This is a genomic window from Spirosoma montaniterrae (assembly GCF_001988955.1).
In the GTDB taxonomy this organism is placed as follows: Bacteria; Bacteroidota; Bacteroidia; order Cytophagales; family Spirosomataceae; genus Spirosoma; species Spirosoma montaniterrae.
Window position 1 is genome coordinate 5228518 of record NZ_CP014263.1, and the last position, 17897, is coordinate 5246414.

Below are 17897 nucleotides of genomic sequence, written 5' to 3' on the forward strand. Positions count from 1 at the left end.
AACATAAAAGCGGACTTGGAACAAAAACGATATATTTACAAAAGAAAGGCTTTTCCCGATGTCGAACAAGTTTAACGCCAACGCGCTTAACGAATACAGCAAGTCGTATGCCCGCCGAATTGCTGCCGACTTTTTTCATCAACATACCACCATCAGCGGCCAGCAAATTCTGACGCTGACGCCCATCAGTCAGATTAACCTGTTCGTCATCAGTAGTTTGTCGGATAAATGGCGGGCCGATGCCGAGAAGTTTCGGAGTCCATATTTTGACTTCACGAACACCGAGGTGCAGGAAGCGTTACAGCATTTTATGAATGTGGTATCGCAACACATTTCGGTTCGGCGCGAACACCTCGAACCGCTCCTTGCCGATGCAACCCGGCAGACAATCGTCATGATTTTCGACCCGCGTGCGTACTTCGACGATCTGCTGCGCGGCCAGCCCGATTTTATGGTGACAGCCGATGCCATCAAGCAGATTACCCGATACACGCGCATCAATCAGTTTATTCCGAAACACATCGCGCAACGCATGAACGGAAAATCGTTCGTGTACGTGAATCAGGCAATTGGCTACCTGGACGAAGCACTGACGCAGCATGGGCATCAACTCGAACATTACGACGGGTTTGTGGCACAATTCTCGGAGAAAGTGCCGATGGATGTACCGGCTTTGCTGCGAAACCACGTACCCGATGGGATTCGTACTGCCCCGGCCCGGTCGTTTTTCGATACGGCTGCCGAACCAGCCGTTCCGCCTGCCCCATTAGTGCCTGCCGACGCCGTTCCAGATTCGGTTGCTCCTGCCATTCCGCCCCAGGCCGATCCAACGTTGCCCCCCAGTTTGCCCGCTGAGGCCGAAGCATCAGGCGGGCCGCTGTTTCTGGGCGATGCGCCGGGCGTTGAACCCGTTGCACCTATTGCCCAGCCGTCGCAAATAGAAACGGGCAACTTGTCTTTGCCCGTAACGGATAGCTTGTCTGTGGCTGAAACCTTTACCCGCGCACCCATCGAGAGCGTGGCCCGCAGCATCTCGCTGAACCAGAAATTTCGGTTTATTAACCAGCTTTTCAACGGCAATTCGAGTGCCTACAATCAGGCCATCGAAGAGATCGATTCGCTCGATACCTACGGGCAGGCCCTCGACCTGATTTCCTACCGCTATGCCTCGCAATACCTCTGGGACATGAGCAGCGACGAAGTCAGCGAATTAGTGGAGATACTGAAGCGTCGATTTGCGTGACTATCCGTACTGTGATTCGTCGGATTGTTCTGACTGACTCTGATTATTTCGCCTTCGGCGATAAATCAGTGAAATCAACGTCAGCCAATCTAATCCGACGAATCATAGTCTATGAAGCACCTCTACCCGCCGTTTCTTGCTTTTCTGTTCAGTACTACCCTTACGGTTGCCCAGCCGACGTCCACGCAGCGCGAAGCCGATTTAAGCCGATTTTTGCAGGATTTGTTTCCCGTACAAACGGAAGGCATCGACTACCAAGCCGTATTCGACGTGCTGACACAACTCTACGCCAGCCCGCTCGACCTGAACACCGCCACCCGCGACGAACTCGAAACTACTTACATCCTCTCGGAGCGGCAACTAACCAATCTGCTTGCCTACCGCGCCGAACTGGGCAATTTGCTGTCGATCTACGAACTACAGGCTGTTCCAGACTTTGACCTGAATACCATTCGGCGGTTGCGTCCGTTCGTGACGGTAGCCAGTGGGCCGCGCCTGTTTGGTGCCCTGCCTACGCCCACCGACAACTATTTGCTGGTTCGTTACGAACGCATTCTTGAAGAACAGGTCGGGTTTTCGGAAGCCGCACCGAACAAAAGCGGCAAACTGCCAACCCGCTACAACGGAGGGCCGGGGCAGTTGTTTGTACGCTATCGGTACAGCCGCCCGCGCCAGTTTAGCTTCGGGCTAACGTTCGAGAAAGACCCCGGCGAAACATGGGTGTGGCAACCCGCCAATCGTCGGTACGGGGCCGATTTTGTTTCGTTTCATGTGCAGTTGCAAAACCGGGGTCGCTGGCGTAATGTGCTGCTGGGCGATTACCAGATGCAGGCAGGGCAGGGATTAGTGCTATCGGCGGGGTTTGCATTGGGTAAAAATGCCGAAACCGTGCAAACCGTTCGGCGACCCACGCTGGGCGCACGGGCCTACACGTCGCTCATGGAATCGGGCTTTTTTCGCGGGGCTACGGCCACCTACGCCATCCACCAAAACCTTGACCTCACACTATTGGCATCCCACGTCCGGCGCGATGCGAACACCGCCGATGATACCATTGCTACGTCGCTGCAAACATCGGGCCTGCATCGAACGCCGTCAGAGTTAGACGACCGGGGTAGTTTGGCTGAAACCAATCTGGGAGCACATTTGCTGTATCACCCGCGTCAGCAGGTGCAGTTCGGGCTAACGATGCTACGAACGACCTACGACAAATTTTTCCAGCGTCGCGCCCTGACCTACAACAATTACGAGTTTACAGGGCGGCAAAATCTGGTCATCGGGCTACACGGCGGCTATGTCTGGCGCAACTGGAATTTTTTTGGCGAAGTGGCCCGCAGCAGCGGTTCCCGAACCAACAGTGGCGGCATCGGGGCCGTGGGCGGAGCCTTAGCCAGCCTTACCAAACGGCTCGACATGGCTGTGGTATTCCGGCATTACGACCGAAACTTCCACAGCTTCTACGCCAACGCGTTCAGCGAAGGAAGTCGCAACATAAACGAAACCGGTGCGTATCTGGGCCTGAAATACAGCGTTTATCGCAAACTGACGCTTAGCAGTTTCATAGATTTCTACCGCTTCCCGTGGTGGAAATATTTAGTCGATAAACCGTCTGCCGGGTTCGATTATCTGGTACAGGCTCGCTACATGCCTAACCGACAGACGGCCTTTAGCTTTATTTTTCACGATGAACGCAAGGAGAAGAATTTGCCCGGCAGCAAAACCACCCCCCGCGAAGTAGTGGGCACCACGCGCCGGAACGTGGCTTTGAACGCCGATTACAAACCTATGCGGAGTTTGTCGATGCGGTCGCGGGTGCAGTGGGGGAGTTTTCAATACGCCGGGCGTGCGGCCTCTAATGGCTTCGTGCTGGTGCAGGACGCTACGCTCGACTACCGACGCTGGAGCCTGAGCGGACGCGTGGCCCTGTTCGGCACCGACGATTACGACAGTCGGCTGTATGTGTACGAGCGCGACGTGCTTTATGCCTTCTCGTTTCCGGCTTACTTCAACCGGGGCGTCCGGCATTATTTGCTGGTCCAGCACGACCTCAATAAACACCTAACCCTTTGGCTCCGCTGGGCCAGAACTGACCTCACTAATCAGGAAACTGTCGGCTCCGACCTCGACCAGATCAATGCACCCCACAAAACTGAAGTGAAGCTGCAAGCCCGCTGGCGGTTTTGACGGCAGACCATTTTAAAATTATTACTTTTACGAAAATGACCGAGTATTCCGATGAAGAAGGCCAACGAAATCGAATTGAACGACTTCCACAAAGCGCGGAACAAGCGATTGACCAAGAAAATCTCCGAGCAGCCCTCGATGTCGCAAGAAGAGTTCATCGAGCAAACCCGTCGTTTAGCCCGGCAATCCAGCCAGAATCTGGTGAAATCTGGCAGTTAAGCGAAGAGATAAAACTTCGCGAAGCTGAAGCTCTATATGCCTGGGCTGTTGCAACAAATCAGTTGTTCGATGCCGACGACTTCACGCGTCGCTGGTTCGCATCGGGTTGCGTGAAAGGCGGTGAAAATCAGGTTGTTTATGAAGGGGGTGATTTTGTGCTGAAGCGCAATAACCTCGCGTTTCATACCAGCTATCTCGAATATTTCGAGCGGTTGGTGCTGCATAATTGGCTGTTTCCTGATACGGAATACCATTTTATCGGGCTAATGCTGGTTGTTGAATCAGACGACGAGTTGCCGCAACTCCGGCCTGTTGTATCGCAGAAGGCGTTGCGTGCCGTTCGGGGTGCCACGCGCGACGAGGTGGCGGCCCTGATGGCGCAACTGGGCTTCTCGCGCCGATACGAAGACAACTACGCCAACGCCGACCACACGCTGTTTATCGAAGACCTGCACGATCAAAACGTACTGGTCGATGCTACTGGCGACCTGCTCATTTTCGACCCGGTCATTTACCTTACCAAACCGGGCGCATGAGGTTGGCGCAAAAAGCGGTCGAAATGGCTAACTTGCGCCCAACAGCACCGCCCAAACCCGCGAATTGCCATGCTCAAGCGCGTATCCATCCAGAACTTCAAGAGCCTCAAAGACGTCACGCTCGACCTCCAGAAAGTCAATCTGCTCATCGGCCCGAACAATTCGGGGAAGACGAATCTTTTGAAGGCGTTGGCGTATTTTGTAAGAGATAATACTAATCAGGATGAACCTGATTATGAGCGTTTTGTCTTCAAGCAACTAAGAGGAAACGAGATAAAGCTTGAACTGTTATATGATCTTAGTACACAAAGTTATGAAAGAGGATTTGTTTGTATTGTTACAGGTAAAGGTTCGATACAGAAAGCTGAGTTAAGAGGGAGGGTACTGGGACTTTTTTGCATTTTGATCCTCGAAAAATGAAAGAAAAGGTTGGACCTCTCATCATCTATAAGCCTGACCCAAATAAGCTCACCCAACCCGGCCCGGTTGGAACGGGCGAGGAAATGGTAAGTGCCGATTGTTCTAATCTGGTTGGTTTTCTTGATTTAATGCTGGGTAAGTACCGAAAAGCAGTTTTTAACCGCACGGAGTCAGATTTGAGCAAGTGCATTCCAGAGTTTGACGAGATTAATTTAGAAGATGCCCCGCCGACGGATGAACTTAAAAAGCTGTACGGAGACAAATCTTTCAAACGTATCGGCCTAACGAACAGCAAACAAGGCGTAACCTACTGGGCCGATGAACTTTCCGAAGGAACTCTCTATTTTCTCGCGCTTCTTTGCATCATCAACCAGCCTAATCCGCCAAAACTGCTGCTGCTCGAAGAGCCGGAAAAAGGCATTCACCCGCGCCGGATTCGGGAGGTGATGGATTTCATCCGTCGGTTAGTGGCTGAGAAGGATATCCAGGTCATTATGACTACCCACAGCCCGCTGTTGCTGGATGAGTTTGCGGAGTCGCCGGAGAGTGTTTTTGTTTTTGATAAAGACGCAGAAGGCGCGACCATCGTAAAGAATCTGCAACGTGACGTTATCGAACCGGCCAATCAGGAAAATGAACGATTGGGAATTCCGCCCGTGCCCTACACAGAAGCATTGGGTGAATATTGGACTATTGGCTTTTTAGGCGGTGTGCCCCATGAGACGAATTAAGTACGGCTTCTATGGAGAAGACAGTGCCCATAAAATCTTTCTGCATAATTACCTTCAGCACTTCGGCAGTAACTCAATGGTCTTTGAACGAGACGACGATTTCTGTGAAAAATTTCAGGCGCGTGGCAAGAAGTTAGTGGACACCAAATTTGCTTATGTTGCCCGCGAAGGTCTTTTCAAACACCAGCATGACGTCTTCTTCATTGGTCGGGACATCGACAGCCATCAGGATGCACAGTTCACTCTTCGGCGCGACCACTTCGCCAAAGAGTGCATTGATAATCTGTTGCTCATGCTGCCCGTGCAATGTGTTGAGCATTGGTTGTGGCTGTTGAAATATCGTCAGGGCAATCCGAAGTCAACAAAAAATGTGTCGTTTCATATGCACCCAAACAAGAAAGCAAAGTTGGAGGTATATGGACAAGAAGATCCACCGAACGAAATATCGAATCCGATTGTCGATGACTTATCAAAGCAGTTCGATATTACGTGGTTAGAATCGCGCTCCGAAAGCTTCCGACACTTCCACAAACAGGTACTCGCTTTTCTGGCCGCCTACTCATCCGTCGAATCGGAGTTGCTGGGTGAATAATATCAATTTGACGTTGCATTGGCGTATGGCTGACGCACGTGGAGACGCAAAGGGTTGCGTCTCTACAGGTGACCATCCGGCGTAGAGACGCAACCCTTTGCGTCTCACTCGCGTCAGCCAGCAACCCGTTGTCTCCCTCGCGTCAGCCATACGCCACGCGTGATTTAATTTCGCGTAAAGACAGGCGTTCTCAGAACCCAACGACCAACCGCAGACTTGGATTTACCTGCTTGAAAAAGCCGTTCATATACACGTCGGTCTGCACCTTCATTAGCCAGTTCTGATAAACGGTGGCACCGAGCTTAATGGTGTTGGGCGCGAAAAACGAACCGGAGCGGTAAACCGGTAGCCCCACGTAGAACGAGGCTATGTGTTTCGTGAAATTCGCCGTTCGGCTGTCTTTGTCTTTCCGATAAAACGACACGCCTGCATGAACAAAATCGTTTCGGAATGTCTGCAAAGCGTTGTCGGGGGCCGACTGGAAAAAGAAGTTGGACGTATAGCCGACAAAATACCCTACCTGCTGAAACCGGTTTGGGACAAGTTCGAGATCAAAATTAAACGACGGCACCAACTGATTACGAATCACGCCCACGCCAATGCCGGGGTGAAAACTGAGGAATGGCTCACGAGCCAGGCCCGGCGTTCGGAAGGTTGGTTTATTGTCGAGGCTTTGGAGCAGGTCGAATGCGTAGCGGGGATTAGTCAGGTTGTGGTGTTTAAACGTCCGTACCGATTCGAGTGCTTGTTCCACTTTGGCATTGACGCCCCCGCCTGGAGCAGCCGGTCGAGATCGCGGAGGTTATTCACGAGAAAATAAACGGCAAAATCGGTAGGCATCGCGCTGGCGGTAGCCGACAGCCAAACCACCTGTAGCGTATCCTGCTTCGTTTTTACCTCAACGGGACTTTCGCCCTTCCGAAATCTAAAATCAGTAGTCGCTTGTGGAGTAGCACGTACCGACAGATCGCGGTTGTCGGGTCGAAGTTTAAACAGGGCGTGAATCGAGCGCGTCGTGGGTTGTGTTGTGTCTTCTACGTTTCGGTAATCGGCCACGAACAGCCGTAGCACCGAATCAATGTTTTTTCGGGCCAGCACCTGCGTGTATTGGTCGAACCAAATCAGCAACGTATTGCGCTGGCCTAAGTCGATTTCAATATGACTCAAGCCTGTAAACTTACGTTTTGCCCCCGGCTCAGTCAGGTGATTTCCAGTCGATTGGCACAACGATTTTCCGACCGTGCTCAGCAGGAACACGGCAACAAAGCAAATTGAACGCATGATTTTATTGGTTGGAGTGATTTGTTAAAGGCATAATTAAAGCCGACTGCCGGTTGGCTGTTGCGGGTTCGCTGCGTTGCCCGGTCCCTAACCGAACGAAACTATCGGCGCGGTATAATTTCGGCGCGGCTTCATCTTCGGCCCGCAGTTCATTTTCGTGCATCACCCGAAAACGCCGTTTCGGGGTAGCAGCCGCTACGTTCGCCTGACGAGCTTCCGACATGGTTTCGACGACGGGCGTAGTCGCGGGCGGGACAGATTGTTCAGTTGCCTGAGCAACAGGCTCAGGTTCGGCAAGTTTGTAGGCAGGAACGGCTACGTCGGCGGGGCTATATACAGGCTGGTTTTTTGCTCTGTCGCGTTGCGTTCTCGGCTGACGTACTTCGGCCACCACAGGCACTGCTTCACTACTGTCTACCATCGGTTTGGATTTGGCAGATAGACCAGATAGTGCATCGGGTTGGCGTTGGTCAATAGCTGCCGTTTTCTGCTCACTGTGCTGTAAGGGCCATACCAGCCAACCGATTATGAGTCCGGTCAGGCAGGCCGCAGCCACCCACCACCGTACCCATCGGCGGGCGGGTTTGGCCTGAAGCTCAGGGCGTAGCTGACTCCACAAACGTGCCGAATCGAACGACGAACCGGGCGGGGGCGCGTCGGGCAGTTGGTTCAGCAGTTGCCGTACCCATTCGTCAGGCATTTCGTCGGTTTTCTGTTTCATAGCCGTTCTGAACTAACCAGGTTTGCAACAAGGCCCGTGCCTTGCTCAACTGCGATTTCGATGTGTTTTCGGAGATGTGTAGCTGTTCGGCAATTTCGCGGTGCGTATATCCTTCAATGGCGTATAAATTAAAGACCGTTCGATAACCGGGCGGCAACTCCCGAATGAGGGCGTATATCCGTTCGGCATCCAATCCGGCGTCGGGCAACGGAGCCGCATCGGGCAGAATGTCGGCCTCGTCGTCGGTCTGGAAAAGCGGCAGGTGCCGATTGGCCCGCAAATACTGCAACGCTTCGTTAACCACAATGCGCCGTAGCCACGCTTCCAACCCGTTATCGTCGCGGTAGGTAAAGGCGTCGATGCTCCGAAACGCTTTTAGAAATGCATTCATCAGCACTTCTTCGGCTTCCGGCTCCTGCCGAACGTAGCGCAGACTAACCCGAAACAAGCGGTTGGCATACTGATCGAACAGCCGTTTCTGGGCAAAGGCATTCCCGCGCTGGCATTGTTCAACCAATTGCTTCGACATATCTTTGGACGAATTTCAACGACAGAAATGCCAGATTACCGTAAAGGGTTGCCTGGGCAATGAAATACAGCAAAACTTCAGCAACATGAACTACTACAATTCCATCGTTGACACTATTGGCAATACACCATTGGTGAAGCTCAACAGCGTTACAAAGGGCATTCGTGGCACCGTTTTAGCCAAAGTCGAATATTTTAACCCTGGCAACTCGGTGAAAGACCGCATCGCCATTCGCATGATCGAAGACGCCGAACGCCGGGGCGAACTCAAACCCGGTGGCACCATCATCGAAGGCACGAGCGGTAACACAGGTTTTGGGCTGGCACTCACGGCCATTGCCAAAGGCTATAAGTGCATTTTCACGATGGCTGACAAGCAGTCGAAAGAAAAGATCGACATTTTGCGGGCGGTAGGGGCCGAAGTGGTCGTTTGCCCGACCAACGTTGCGCCCGACGATCCGCGTTCGTATTACTCCGTCGCCAAACGCCTGAACCGCGAAATTCCGAACTCGATTTATCCAAATCAGTACGACAATCTCTCGAATACAGCCGCGCACTACGAGCATACCGGCCCCGAAATATGGCGCGACACCGAAGGTAAGATCACGCACTTTGCCGCGAGCGTCGGTACGGGCGGCACCATCAGCGGTACGTCGCGTTATCTGAAAGAGCAAAATCCTGACCTGTTTACGCTGGGGTTGGATACGTATGGCTCGGTATTCAAGAAATATAAGGAAACCGGCATTTTCGACCCCGGCGAAATCTACCCCTACCTGACCGAAGGCATCGGCGAAGACATTCTGCCGCAGAACGTCGATTTCAGCGTCATCGACCAGTTTATAAAAGTCACGGATAAAGATGCGGCTATCATGGCCCGGCGACTCTCGCGGGAGGAGGGGCTATTTGTCGGTTGGTCGTGCGGCACGGCGGTACATGGTGCGTTGGAATGGGCCAAAGATAATCTGACCGACGATGATGTGCTGGTGATTCTGCTGCCCGACCACGGTACGCGCTACCTCGCCAAAATATACAACGACACCTGGATGAAAGATCACGGTTTTCTGGAAGACCGCGCTTTCAAAACCGCCCGCGACATTGTACGCTCGAAAAACGGCGCGTCGCAGTTGACCACCATCGCTGCGGGCGTAACGGTGAGTCAGGCCATTCAGGTGCTCAACCGATACGCCATTTCGCAGATTCCGGTGACGGACGAGAACGGCCATATTGTGGGTAGCCTGACCGACAGCACCATCCTGAACCGGCTCATCGACGACCCCGCCGTGAAAGACCATCCCGTTAGCGAGGTGATGGACAAGCCATTCAAATTCGTGGGCTTAGACAACACCATCGACGCGCTGTCGTCGCTGATCGACCGCGACAACAAGGCTCTGCTCGTGCGCGACGAGCGCGAACAGGTTCATATCATCACGCAGGCCGATTTGCTGGCGGCTATGACTAATTAAGGGTCAAATGTTGTATATTGTCTAAAAATAGTCTGGTTATGGTCACTGAAACGGCATCTCCTACGGCTGAGGTATCGCTACAACGCGTACCCTCTTACCTGATTTATGAAACGCTCAACGGGAGACCCCTTTACCGGAAGGGTTATAAAGATGTATTATCCAACCAGAAAACGCCCGGTGAAGTTATCGGTTGCAGCGACCTTCAGGCAATTATCGTTTCCGCTTTACATTTATATCTGGCTACACACGCCAACCGCAAAACGTACTGGGTCGTGACCAACGAGCCGGGGCTGCACATCAAACTGGGCGATAACATTGTCAATGATATTGCCTTCTACGAGAAAGAAAAGGTAACGGTCAAGGGTAAGTTTTTCGATGTGGCTCCCAAAGTAGTCGTTGAGGTCGATATAAAAATTGATCTGGAAGAGTTTCCGGCCAAAGAGCAGGATTACATCTACGAAAAAACCGAGTCGATGCTGGCCTTCGGCACCGAGCGTGTGATCTGGATTACAACCAAATCGCAGAAGGTTTTTGTCGCCACCAAAGACGAACCCTGGCTTACGCTGAATTGGGATACGACCATTCCGGTAATAGATAACTTAACGCTCAATATCACGGACTTGCTCACCGAAGAGGGGGTTATCTAACGTCGGTTGTCGCCCCCGTCCATCATGCTCAGGTAGCTCATATAGCGGCTTTCGGCAATGTCGCCTTCGCCGACAGCGTCTTTAATGGCGCAACCGGGTTCGTTGATATGCAGGCAGTTATGAAACCGGCACTGGTTGAGCCGGTCGCGCATTTCGGGAAAGTAGTGGCCGATTTCCGATTTGTTGGTGTCAATCAAACCCAGCTCTTTGATGCCCGGCGTGTCGATGATATAGGTATCGGGCGCAATCTCGAACATCTCGGCAAACGTAGTTGTGTGAACGCCTTTGTTGGCGAACGTTGAAACTTCGTTGGTACGCAGGTTCAGGTCGGGCGCGATGGCGTTCACCAGCGATGATTTGCCTACGCCCGAATGCCCCGACAGCAGCGTTACCTTATGGTCGAGCAACTGTCGGAATGCGTCGATGCCCTCACCTTCAATGGCCGAAGTTGACAGGCTGGTATAGCCAATCTGCCCATACAAATCCATAATTTCCCGCTGATAAGCCAATCCTTCGTCGTTCAGAATATCGGTTTTATTGAAGACAATGGCTGTCGGAATCCGAAACGATTCGGCAGACACCAGAAAGCGGTCGATAAAACCGAGCGAAGTGCGGGGCAGCGTCAGGGTAGCGAGCAACACCGCCTGATCGAGGTTGGCAGCCAGAATGTGGCCCTGCGCTGTTTTGTGAACCGACTGCCGGATGATGTAGTTTTCGCGCGGCACAATGTCAGTAATGACCACCGTGTTTTCGGCTTCATCTTCGACCTCGAACGTTACGCGGTCGCCCACCGCGATGGGGTTAGTGACTTTAAGACCTTTTAGTTTAAATTTCCCCTTCAGTCGCCCCTGAAAGATATGTCCGTCGGCGTCACGAACGTCGTACCAGGAACCTGTTGAGCGAAGAATTAAGCCGTTTTGCATGAATGAGTTTTAAACGCAGAGATACTGAGATAAACGCAGAGATCACAGAGCAACTCAGCGGTCTCTGCGTAAACCTCTATTTGCTCTGCGTTTAAAAATATCTCTGACAACTTCCATAACCCGCTCGGTTGCGCCAATGTTCCGTTGCACATAAGCGTGGCTGGCCTGGGCCGCTACCGACGAGTCGGCGTATTGCTGCCGGAAGGCTTTTTCAAATTCTGCGGTGCTGCCAATGGAAAAAGCACCACCCGCCTGTATCAACTCCGTTGCTTCGGGAAAGTCGCTAATTTCGGGGCCAAAGAAAACAGGTACGCCAAAGGTAGCCGGTTCCAGAATGTTGTGTAGTCCCTCGCCAAATGCCCCGCCGATGTAAGCAAAATCGCCATATTGATAGAGCGAAGCCAGCAAGCCGATGTTGTCGATCAAGAGATATTGAGTGATAGAATGATTGAATGATTGAATGTGTGATGCTGTGGTCTCATTCAATAATTCAATCATTCTATCATTCAACACAGAGTACCGCACCGACCCGCCGGTCAACTGCCCGCGCCAGCGTTCGATTTGGGCGTCGTTGATTTCATGTGGGGCAATTATAACTTTGAGCGGTTGCTCGAAATGGTTCAGAAATGGAATCAGCACGTCGATGTCGCGGGGCCACGCGCTGCCAACTACCAGCAATGGCTGACCGGCTTTGAAGGCTTCCGCAGCGGGAATCGGGCGTTTGTTGCGGGCAGTTTCGGCAACCCGGTCAAAACGCGTGTCGCCCGCCAATGTCACGTTGGTAATACCAATGCTCCGCAGCAAATCGGCAGACTGTTGGTTCTGCACCAGGATGTGATCGAAGCAATGAAGCATGTTTCGGTAGAATCGGTGCGCCGGTCCGACTCCGTATGATTTGAAAAACAGTTGATTAGGGCGAAAACTGGCCGAAAAGCAAACTACGGGAATGTGGGCGGCTTTCAACTCCCGCAGGTAATTGTGCCAGAACTCGTACTTAATGAAAAAGGCAATCTGCGGCTTCACCAACTGCACGAATTGCCGGGCATTGGCGGGCGTATCGGCGGGTAAATAACAAACACAGTCGGCCCCGTCGTAGGTCTTGCGGACTTCATAGCCTGATGGCGAAAAAAAAGTCAGCAGAATTTTGTAAGTAGGATACTGTACCCGAAATGCTTCAATGACAGGTCGGCCCTGCTCGAACTCGCCCAGCGAAGCGGCATGAAACCAGGCAATGGGCTGCACATTGCCGTCCAGTTGCTGCGCCAGTCGATTGGCCCAGTCGTGCCGACCATCGACCCACAACCGGGCTTTGGGCTTGAACGGGGCCGCCAGCCGAAGCAGAAACTGATACCCGTAAATACCAGTATTATACAGTGCCGAAAACAAGCGTCTATGTGGTTGGTTAATGAAGCAGCAAAGGTAGCCAACAGAATGTATTTGGGCCGATAGCCCCGTGTCCTCAGAAACCAAAACGCATGAAAACCTACGAGACCGTCACAGAAGCACTCGAAGACCTGCGCCAACAGGGCTTTACACTCGATTACAACCTGAAAAATGATTGCCTGAAGTGCCAGCAGAGCTCCATCGAGCTACACCCCGACGACTTCGATATTGTAGATACCTATCGCTTCGAAGGCATGACCGACCCCGGCGATTCGACGGTAATCTACGTTATTGAAGCGCATAACGGGGACCGGGGCACGCTGATCGATGCTTATGGTCCATACGCCGACGCTATCACGCCTGAAATGGCCGAAAAATTAACGATGCGCCCAGACAAATGACGAACTTTTCGTGGATGAAATTAATTTTACGTCAACAAGATTGGTGTTGTTACAATGAATTGGAATAAACTAACGAGCGAAGCACAACTCGACGCTATAAAGGAAGAATCGGCACGTCATCCCGTACTTATTTTCAAACACAGTACAACCTGCTCGATCAGTGCGATGGCTCTCAGCCGCATGGAGCGCAACTGGAGTGAGCAATTGGGTGTGAAGCCGTACTATCTCGACTTGCTTGCTAATCGACCTATTTCTAATAAAATCGAGCAGGAGTTTGGCGTAGAACACGAGTCTCCGCAGGTATTGCTCATTAAAAATGGGTCGTGCATTTACGACGCTTCGCACATGGCGATTTCGTTTACCGGGTTGCAGCAGGCGGTGTAATAAGTGAAAAATGAATAGTGAAAAGTGGTTGATAGGCATACACTTTTCACTATTCATTTTTCACTTATAACTACTCTTTCAGCGTGATCTTTGCCCGGTGGCAAACGCCCCCGATGGGTGGGTTGAACTTAGAGACGCTTACTTCAACAGCCTCTAAGTCAGGGTATTTTGCTCTGATTTCTTCGATGATGCGGTGGGCAATGTGTTCCAGCAGGCGGGCGGGTTGCTGCATCACGCCCGCCGTGATTCGGTAGATGTCTTCATAGTTGACGGTTGCACTCAGACGGTCGCGCCGGGCCGCTTCCGAAAAATCAGCGGTCACAACAATATCAACGGCATACTTATTGCCAATTTTCTGTTCTTCGTCGTAAAAGCCGTGGTAAGAAAAAAATTCGAGACCTTCTAAGGCAATCGTTCCCATGCGTAAGGCGGCTGGAAAGCCGCATTCAATAAGTGCAAGGCGGCTCTCCAGCCACCTTACTTAAATTTGATCGAAAAAAGACCCGCCTTTTTTCGGTTCTTCGGTCGTCGGCTCAGTAGTTGCAGCCTGTTCCTGAACAGCGGCAGATTCAACCACCGTATCATCTACAACACGCTCTGCGCCGTGTGGCATGGCAGCATCAGCGTTATGAATGGCGTCGTCTAATTTAGCGACCAGTTCTTCATCAACCGGAATTGCTTCGGGTATGGCGGTTTCCCGCTCTACCAACGGCGGCAGGTCAGCAACCGGCTGTTCGGATGTTTCGGCCTGTGGCTCTGGCTGAACAGCGTTTTCAGCCTGTTTACTTTCCTCTTTAATCTGCGAGGTAACTTCGTCGATTTTACCTTTCAAATTTTGTTTGGCAAACTTTTTCTCAAACCGATCTACGCTGTCAACGGCATTGCTGGCTAACGCGCGAATTTGTTGAGCAAGGTTTTCCTTGTAATTCTCCAGAGCCTTGAAGTCGTGCTCCAGCGCCTTCATGTCGTTCAGGATGTTGTCTTTCAGGTATCGGGCCTGATTTTCAGCGTCCTGCACCATCAGCGTCGAGCGTTTGCGGGCATCGGCCAGCATCTCGTCGGCTTTTTGGCGGGCATCGGCAAGGTATTGTTCGGCGGCTTTGTTAGCCTGCTCCGTTATTTGAGTGCTGGTGTCTTCGGCAGTTTTGAGCGTGCGAAATAGGGTCATTTCCACCTCTCTCAGCTTGTTAAGCTCTTTTTCTGCCAGTTCGAGCTGCATTTTCAGCATTTTATAGTCGCTGGTTACGCGCTCCCATTCTTGTGAGAGCGAAACCAAAAAGGCGTCAACGTCTTCGGCTCTATAACCGCGCAATCCTTTCTCAAACGTGTGTTGCCGGATTTCAATAGGCGTGATTTTCATCGGTGCGCTTAGCTGATTAATCTGATAAATAGGTATGATTCGGGTCAAGTAACACCCAATCTACGTATTTTACAAAAATAAGACACAAAAACCACCATTTTCTGTCCAAGCGGTTACGGTAAACTCACCTGCCAAACCGAAACGGTGCGGTCGTCGCTGGCCGAAAGTAGCTGTTGCTGATAAGTAGTCCATAATAATTTATTAATCGATGTGCCATGCCCGGCATGCCGGGCGCGGTCAACTACTTTCAGGAGCCGGAAGGTTTCGGCATCCCAGATTTTCACGGACTTATCCATGCTGGCCGTCGCAAACAACGTGCCATCAGGGTTAAACGCAAGGTGATTTATTGCGAATAAATGCGCCACTACGTCCTGATGCAGCGCGTACTGTTGTTCAACGTCCCAGATTTTCAGATGGGCATCACGCCCCGCCGACAGCAGAAATCGGAAGTGGGGCGAGTACGCCAGCGTAAATACAGAGTTGGCATGGGCCGGTATGACGTGCTTTAGTTCATAACTTGCCAAATCAAAAATACGAATGCTATTATCGCTATAGCCAACTGCCAAATCGCGCTCAACGGGATTAATGGCAATGCAACGCGCCGATTGGCCCGATGCTTTCAGATGCTTCCGAACGGCCATTTGTTCGGTATCTATTACCACCACAACGCCATCGCCTAAAGCAACAAAGGCGTCGTTCTTATAAAATTTAATGTCGAAGATAGCCGCCGATGTTAGCTTAAGTGATCGAACCTCCTGCTTCTGGGCTGTGTCGATCAGGTGTAGTCCTTCGTAATTCTGACCTACCCACAACAGCCCACTGCCGGCATGACGGGCCAATGCATAGACCGACGCGGGCATATTAGCTACCAACTCGCCCTGATCGGGTCGGTCGAGCCGCCACCGCACCACAAGCCCGTCGCCCCCTGCCGAGAAGAATTCATTGGGGTTGGTTCCGCCCTCAAGTGTGTACACGCAATCGCGGTGCCCGCCAAAGGTGTCAATTTTTTGTATATGCATCGAAAAGAATAACGAATATTGACTACCAAATGGCGAATAACGAAATTTCTTAAAAACATTGCCACCTTTCCTACAAATCGCGCCCAACTGCACGGCTTTGCTTAGCCCGATTGTCGATGATGAATTAACGCTTCGCGCCGGGCTGCGGCTCACTGTACCCGAACTGGCCGAATTGGCCCGCATCAGCCACCCGGCGCAACGCGTAGAGTGGCTGGCCTGTCGGGTAGCCGTTCGACAATTAGCTGAAGAATACGGTATTACATACGCTGGACTGCACAAAGATGAGTATGGAAAGCCGTACCTTATTGGGGTCAATGCGCATATTTCGCTGTCACATACGGGGGGGTGGGCTGCTGCGGTGCTGCACCAGTCGCGCCCGGTTGGTATCGACGTAGAGCCGGTGCGCGATCAGTTTACGCGGGTAGTGCCGCGCGTGTTGTCGGCATCAGAAATTGCCCACGCCAACGGCGACCCAAACCGATTGGCCGTATACTGGTGCGCCAAAGAATGTTTGTATAAACTTTATGGGAAACGCCAGCTTACCTTTCGCGAACACCTCTACATCGACCCTTTTGCCGACGGTGCCAACCGGCTCACAGGCCACGTGCGCCTACCCGACCACGAAGAAACGTTAGACATTCACTGTTTCAGAATCGGACCGGGGCTACTAACAGTAGCGTTCTAATCGTAGAGACGCAAGATGTTGCGTCTCATCACGCGTCAGCTCATCACGCGTCAGCTAAACCATCCGGTCAGGAGACGCAAAATCATCATGCGTCAGCCTAAACCATCCGGTTAGGAGACGCAAAATCATCATGCGTCAGCCTAAACCATCCGGTCAGGAGACGCAATATCTTGCGTCTCTACGTTGTTACCGCTGCGTGTAGTCGGACAGCGGCAGGCCATCGCCTTCGTCTTTAACGGCGTTCAGGATGGCTTCAACTTCGCGGACGCGTTCGGTATCGCCGTTTTTCTCGAACGCCAGCGTTAGATTGCGCAACACCCGCCGTACAATATCGGCGTTGGTGCAGGGTTGGTAGAACGTGTCTAACCGTTTGAGATTCAACTGATCGATGTATTGATCGATGTCTTTTTTGGTAAAGACCAGCCCCCGGTTGAACACGTTGATGTAAAACTGAACGCCGTTGCTGTTTTTGTAAGTCAGTACAAACAGGTTGGGCAGGTTAACGCCGTAGATGGGCAGATTCAGCCGTTGGGCAATCAGCATGTACAGCACACACAACGTAATCGGATTGCCCCGGCGCGTGTCGAGTACCTGATTGATCATCGAGTTGGCGGGCGAGTGGAAATGCTTGGTATTGGGCGCGAATTTGAGCTTCGAGAAAAAAGCCGTGTTCATAGCCCGAACCTGCTCGTCGGGGTGCATATCGGGCCGAAAATCGACCCAAACGTCGTAGAACAGTTGTTCCACTTCCTGCCGCAGTTTGTCGAGCGAGAGGTCGGGGTATTGGTAGGTAGCTATGATCCACAAACCCTCGAGCAGGTCCATCGCTCCCCCGTTTTTCCAGTCGCGGATGCGTTCGAGAACCGACTCGTATTGTAAATCGTGGATTAATTCTTCGATGCGTTTTTGTAATGCCGGGTTAAAGCTGCCCTCCCATTCGGTTTCCAGAAGAGGAATCATCGGCCCGCCAATTTGCCGGATTCGCTGCTCTACATGCTCTACTACTTCACGGTCCTCGTCGTCTAAGAGCGAAATCAGGGCTTTGAGTTCGTTATCGTTCATTTGATTAGCTGGGCTTAGCAATCTGTGGCCTTCAAATAAAATCTGTTTTCGGAAACCTATCAAATATGCTACTTTTGTCCGGCTTTTCGGGCCACATGCCTAAAGTAACAACAAT

At 51.9% G+C, this 17897-nt stretch carries 20 protein-coding genes and 1 pseudogene; 11 read left to right on the forward strand and 10 right to left on the reverse strand.

Going from position 1 to position 17897, the window contains the following annotated elements; all coding sequences use genetic code 11:
* Positions 1-58 precede the first annotated feature (58 nt).
* From AWR27_RS22480 to AWR27_RS22500, 6 genes and pseudogenes are all read left to right on the forward strand, one after another.
* Positions 59-1243: a hypothetical protein gene (locus tag AWR27_RS22480; protein WP_077133266.1), complete on the forward strand. Its 1185-nt coding sequence runs from the start codon at positions 59-61 to the stop codon at positions 1241-1243.
* A 111-nt stretch (positions 1244-1354) separates the two neighbouring features.
* On the forward strand, positions 1355-3427 hold the full coding sequence (locus tag AWR27_RS22485; RefSeq protein WP_077133267.1) for a ComEA family DNA-binding protein: 2073 nt from the start codon (positions 1355-1357) through the stop codon (positions 3425-3427).
* A gap of 51 nt (positions 3428-3478) precedes the next feature.
* Positions 3479-3646: a hypothetical protein gene (locus AWR27_RS25865; protein ID WP_157579289.1), complete on the forward strand. Its 168-nt coding sequence runs from the start codon at positions 3479-3481 to the stop codon at positions 3644-3646.
* Between the two features lie 8 nt (positions 3647-3654).
* Positions 3655-4182, forward strand: coding sequence for a putative polyvalent protein kinase domain-containing protein (locus AWR27_RS22490; protein ID WP_257788529.1), 528 nt, complete (start codon positions 3655-3657; stop codon positions 4180-4182).
* Between the two features lie 69 nt (positions 4183-4251).
* A pseudogene (locus AWR27_RS22495) lies at positions 4252-5333 on the forward strand (AAA family ATPase).
* 76 nt (positions 5334-5409) lie between these two features.
* Positions 5410-5925, forward strand: coding sequence for a hypothetical protein (locus AWR27_RS22500; protein WP_077133269.1), 516 nt, complete (start codon positions 5410-5412; stop codon positions 5923-5925).
* Positions 5926-6115: 190 nt separating this feature from the next.
* On the opposite strand, the gene AWR27_RS22505 is transcribed toward AWR27_RS22500, so the two are convergent.
* From AWR27_RS22505 to AWR27_RS22520, 4 genes are read right to left on the reverse strand one after another with little or no spacing between them, the layout of a single operon-like run.
* Positions 6116-6679 (reverse strand): hypothetical protein, encoded by a 564-nt coding sequence (locus tag AWR27_RS22505; protein WP_077133270.1) that lies wholly within the window; start codon positions 6677-6679, stop codon positions 6116-6118.
* The gene (locus AWR27_RS22510; protein ID WP_077133271.1) at positions 6631-7206 is read right to left on the reverse strand and encodes a hypothetical protein; all 576 of its coding nucleotides are present in this window, start codon (positions 7204-7206) and stop codon (positions 6631-6633) included. Before AWR27_RS22510 ends, AWR27_RS22505 begins: the two co-directional genes overlap by 49 nt.
* A 4-nt stretch (positions 7207-7210) precedes the next feature.
* A complete protein-coding gene (locus tag AWR27_RS22515; protein WP_077133272.1) occupies positions 7211-7927 on the reverse strand; it encodes a hypothetical protein in 717 nt (238 codons plus the stop codon).
* Positions 7899-8456 (reverse strand): RNA polymerase sigma factor, encoded by a 558-nt coding sequence (locus AWR27_RS22520; RefSeq protein WP_077133273.1) that lies wholly within the window; start codon positions 8454-8456, stop codon positions 7899-7901. Before AWR27_RS22520 ends, AWR27_RS22515 begins: the two co-directional genes overlap by 29 nt.
* Positions 8457-8541: 85 nt before the next feature.
* Here AWR27_RS22520 and AWR27_RS22525 point away from each other — a divergent pair, with 85 nt between their 5' ends.
* Together AWR27_RS22525 and AWR27_RS22530 are read left to right on the forward strand one after the other, a co-directional pair.
* Positions 8542-9918 carry a cystathionine beta-synthase gene (locus AWR27_RS22525; protein WP_077134153.1) on the forward strand — a complete coding sequence of 459 codons (1377 nt, stop codon included), beginning with the start codon at positions 8542-8544 and terminating at the stop codon, positions 9916-9918.
* 38 nt (positions 9919-9956) lie between these two features.
* Entirely contained in the window at positions 9957-10565 is a 609-nt protein-coding gene (locus AWR27_RS22530) for a PDDEXK family nuclease (RefSeq protein WP_077133274.1), read from the forward strand.
* On the opposite strand, the gene rsgA is transcribed toward AWR27_RS22530, so the two are convergent.
* Together rsgA and AWR27_RS22540 are read right to left on the reverse strand one after the other, a co-directional pair.
* Entirely contained in the window at positions 10562-11488 is a 927-nt protein-coding gene (gene rsgA, locus AWR27_RS22535; protein ID WP_077133275.1) for a ribosome small subunit-dependent GTPase A, read from the reverse strand. The genes AWR27_RS22530 and rsgA overlap by 4 nt on opposite strands.
* A gap of 54 nt (positions 11489-11542) precedes the next feature.
* Entirely contained in the window at positions 11543-12874 is a 1332-nt protein-coding gene (locus AWR27_RS22540) for a 3-deoxy-D-manno-octulosonic acid transferase (RefSeq protein WP_077133276.1), read from the reverse strand.
* Positions 12875-12963: 89 nt separating this feature from the next.
* On the opposite strand from AWR27_RS22540, the gene AWR27_RS22545 reads away from it, so the two are divergent.
* Together AWR27_RS22545 and ytxJ are read left to right on the forward strand one after the other, a co-directional pair.
* A complete protein-coding gene (locus AWR27_RS22545) occupies positions 12964-13272 on the forward strand; it encodes a phosphoribosylpyrophosphate synthetase (RefSeq protein ID WP_077133277.1) in 309 nt (102 codons plus the stop codon).
* A gap of 54 nt (positions 13273-13326) precedes the next feature.
* Complete coding sequence (gene ytxJ, locus AWR27_RS22550) at positions 13327-13656, forward strand: bacillithiol system redox-active protein YtxJ (RefSeq protein ID WP_077133278.1); 330 nt, start codon at positions 13327-13329, stop codon at positions 13654-13656.
* Positions 13657-13726: 70 nt separating this feature from the next.
* Here the strand turns inward: ytxJ and folB are convergent, their stop codons facing one another.
* From folB to AWR27_RS22565, 3 genes are all read right to left on the reverse strand, one after another.
* Positions 13727-14077 (reverse strand): dihydroneopterin aldolase, encoded by a 351-nt coding sequence (gene folB, locus AWR27_RS22555; protein WP_077133279.1) that lies wholly within the window; start codon positions 14075-14077, stop codon positions 13727-13729.
* A gap of 60 nt (positions 14078-14137) precedes the next feature.
* Positions 14138-15016 (reverse strand): DivIVA domain-containing protein, encoded by an 879-nt coding sequence (locus tag AWR27_RS22560; RefSeq protein ID WP_077133280.1) that lies wholly within the window; start codon positions 15014-15016, stop codon positions 14138-14140.
* Between the two features lie 113 nt (positions 15017-15129).
* Entirely contained in the window at positions 15130-16035 is a 906-nt protein-coding gene (locus tag AWR27_RS22565) for a WD40 repeat domain-containing protein (protein WP_077133281.1), read from the reverse strand.
* A gap of 58 nt (positions 16036-16093) precedes the next feature.
* Between AWR27_RS22565 and AWR27_RS22570 the strand changes: the two genes are divergently transcribed.
* The gene (locus tag AWR27_RS22570; protein ID WP_083732946.1) at positions 16094-16720 is read left to right on the forward strand and encodes a 4'-phosphopantetheinyl transferase family protein; all 627 of its coding nucleotides are present in this window, start codon (positions 16094-16096) and stop codon (positions 16718-16720) included.
* Positions 16721-16906: 186 nt separating this feature from the next.
* Here AWR27_RS22570 and AWR27_RS22575 read toward each other — a convergent pair whose 3' ends face one another.
* Positions 16907-17782 carry a transglutaminase-like domain-containing protein gene (locus AWR27_RS22575; protein WP_077133282.1) on the reverse strand — a complete coding sequence of 292 codons (876 nt, stop codon included), beginning with the start codon at positions 17780-17782 and terminating at the stop codon, positions 16907-16909.
* Positions 17783-17897: the final 115 nt, after the last annotated feature.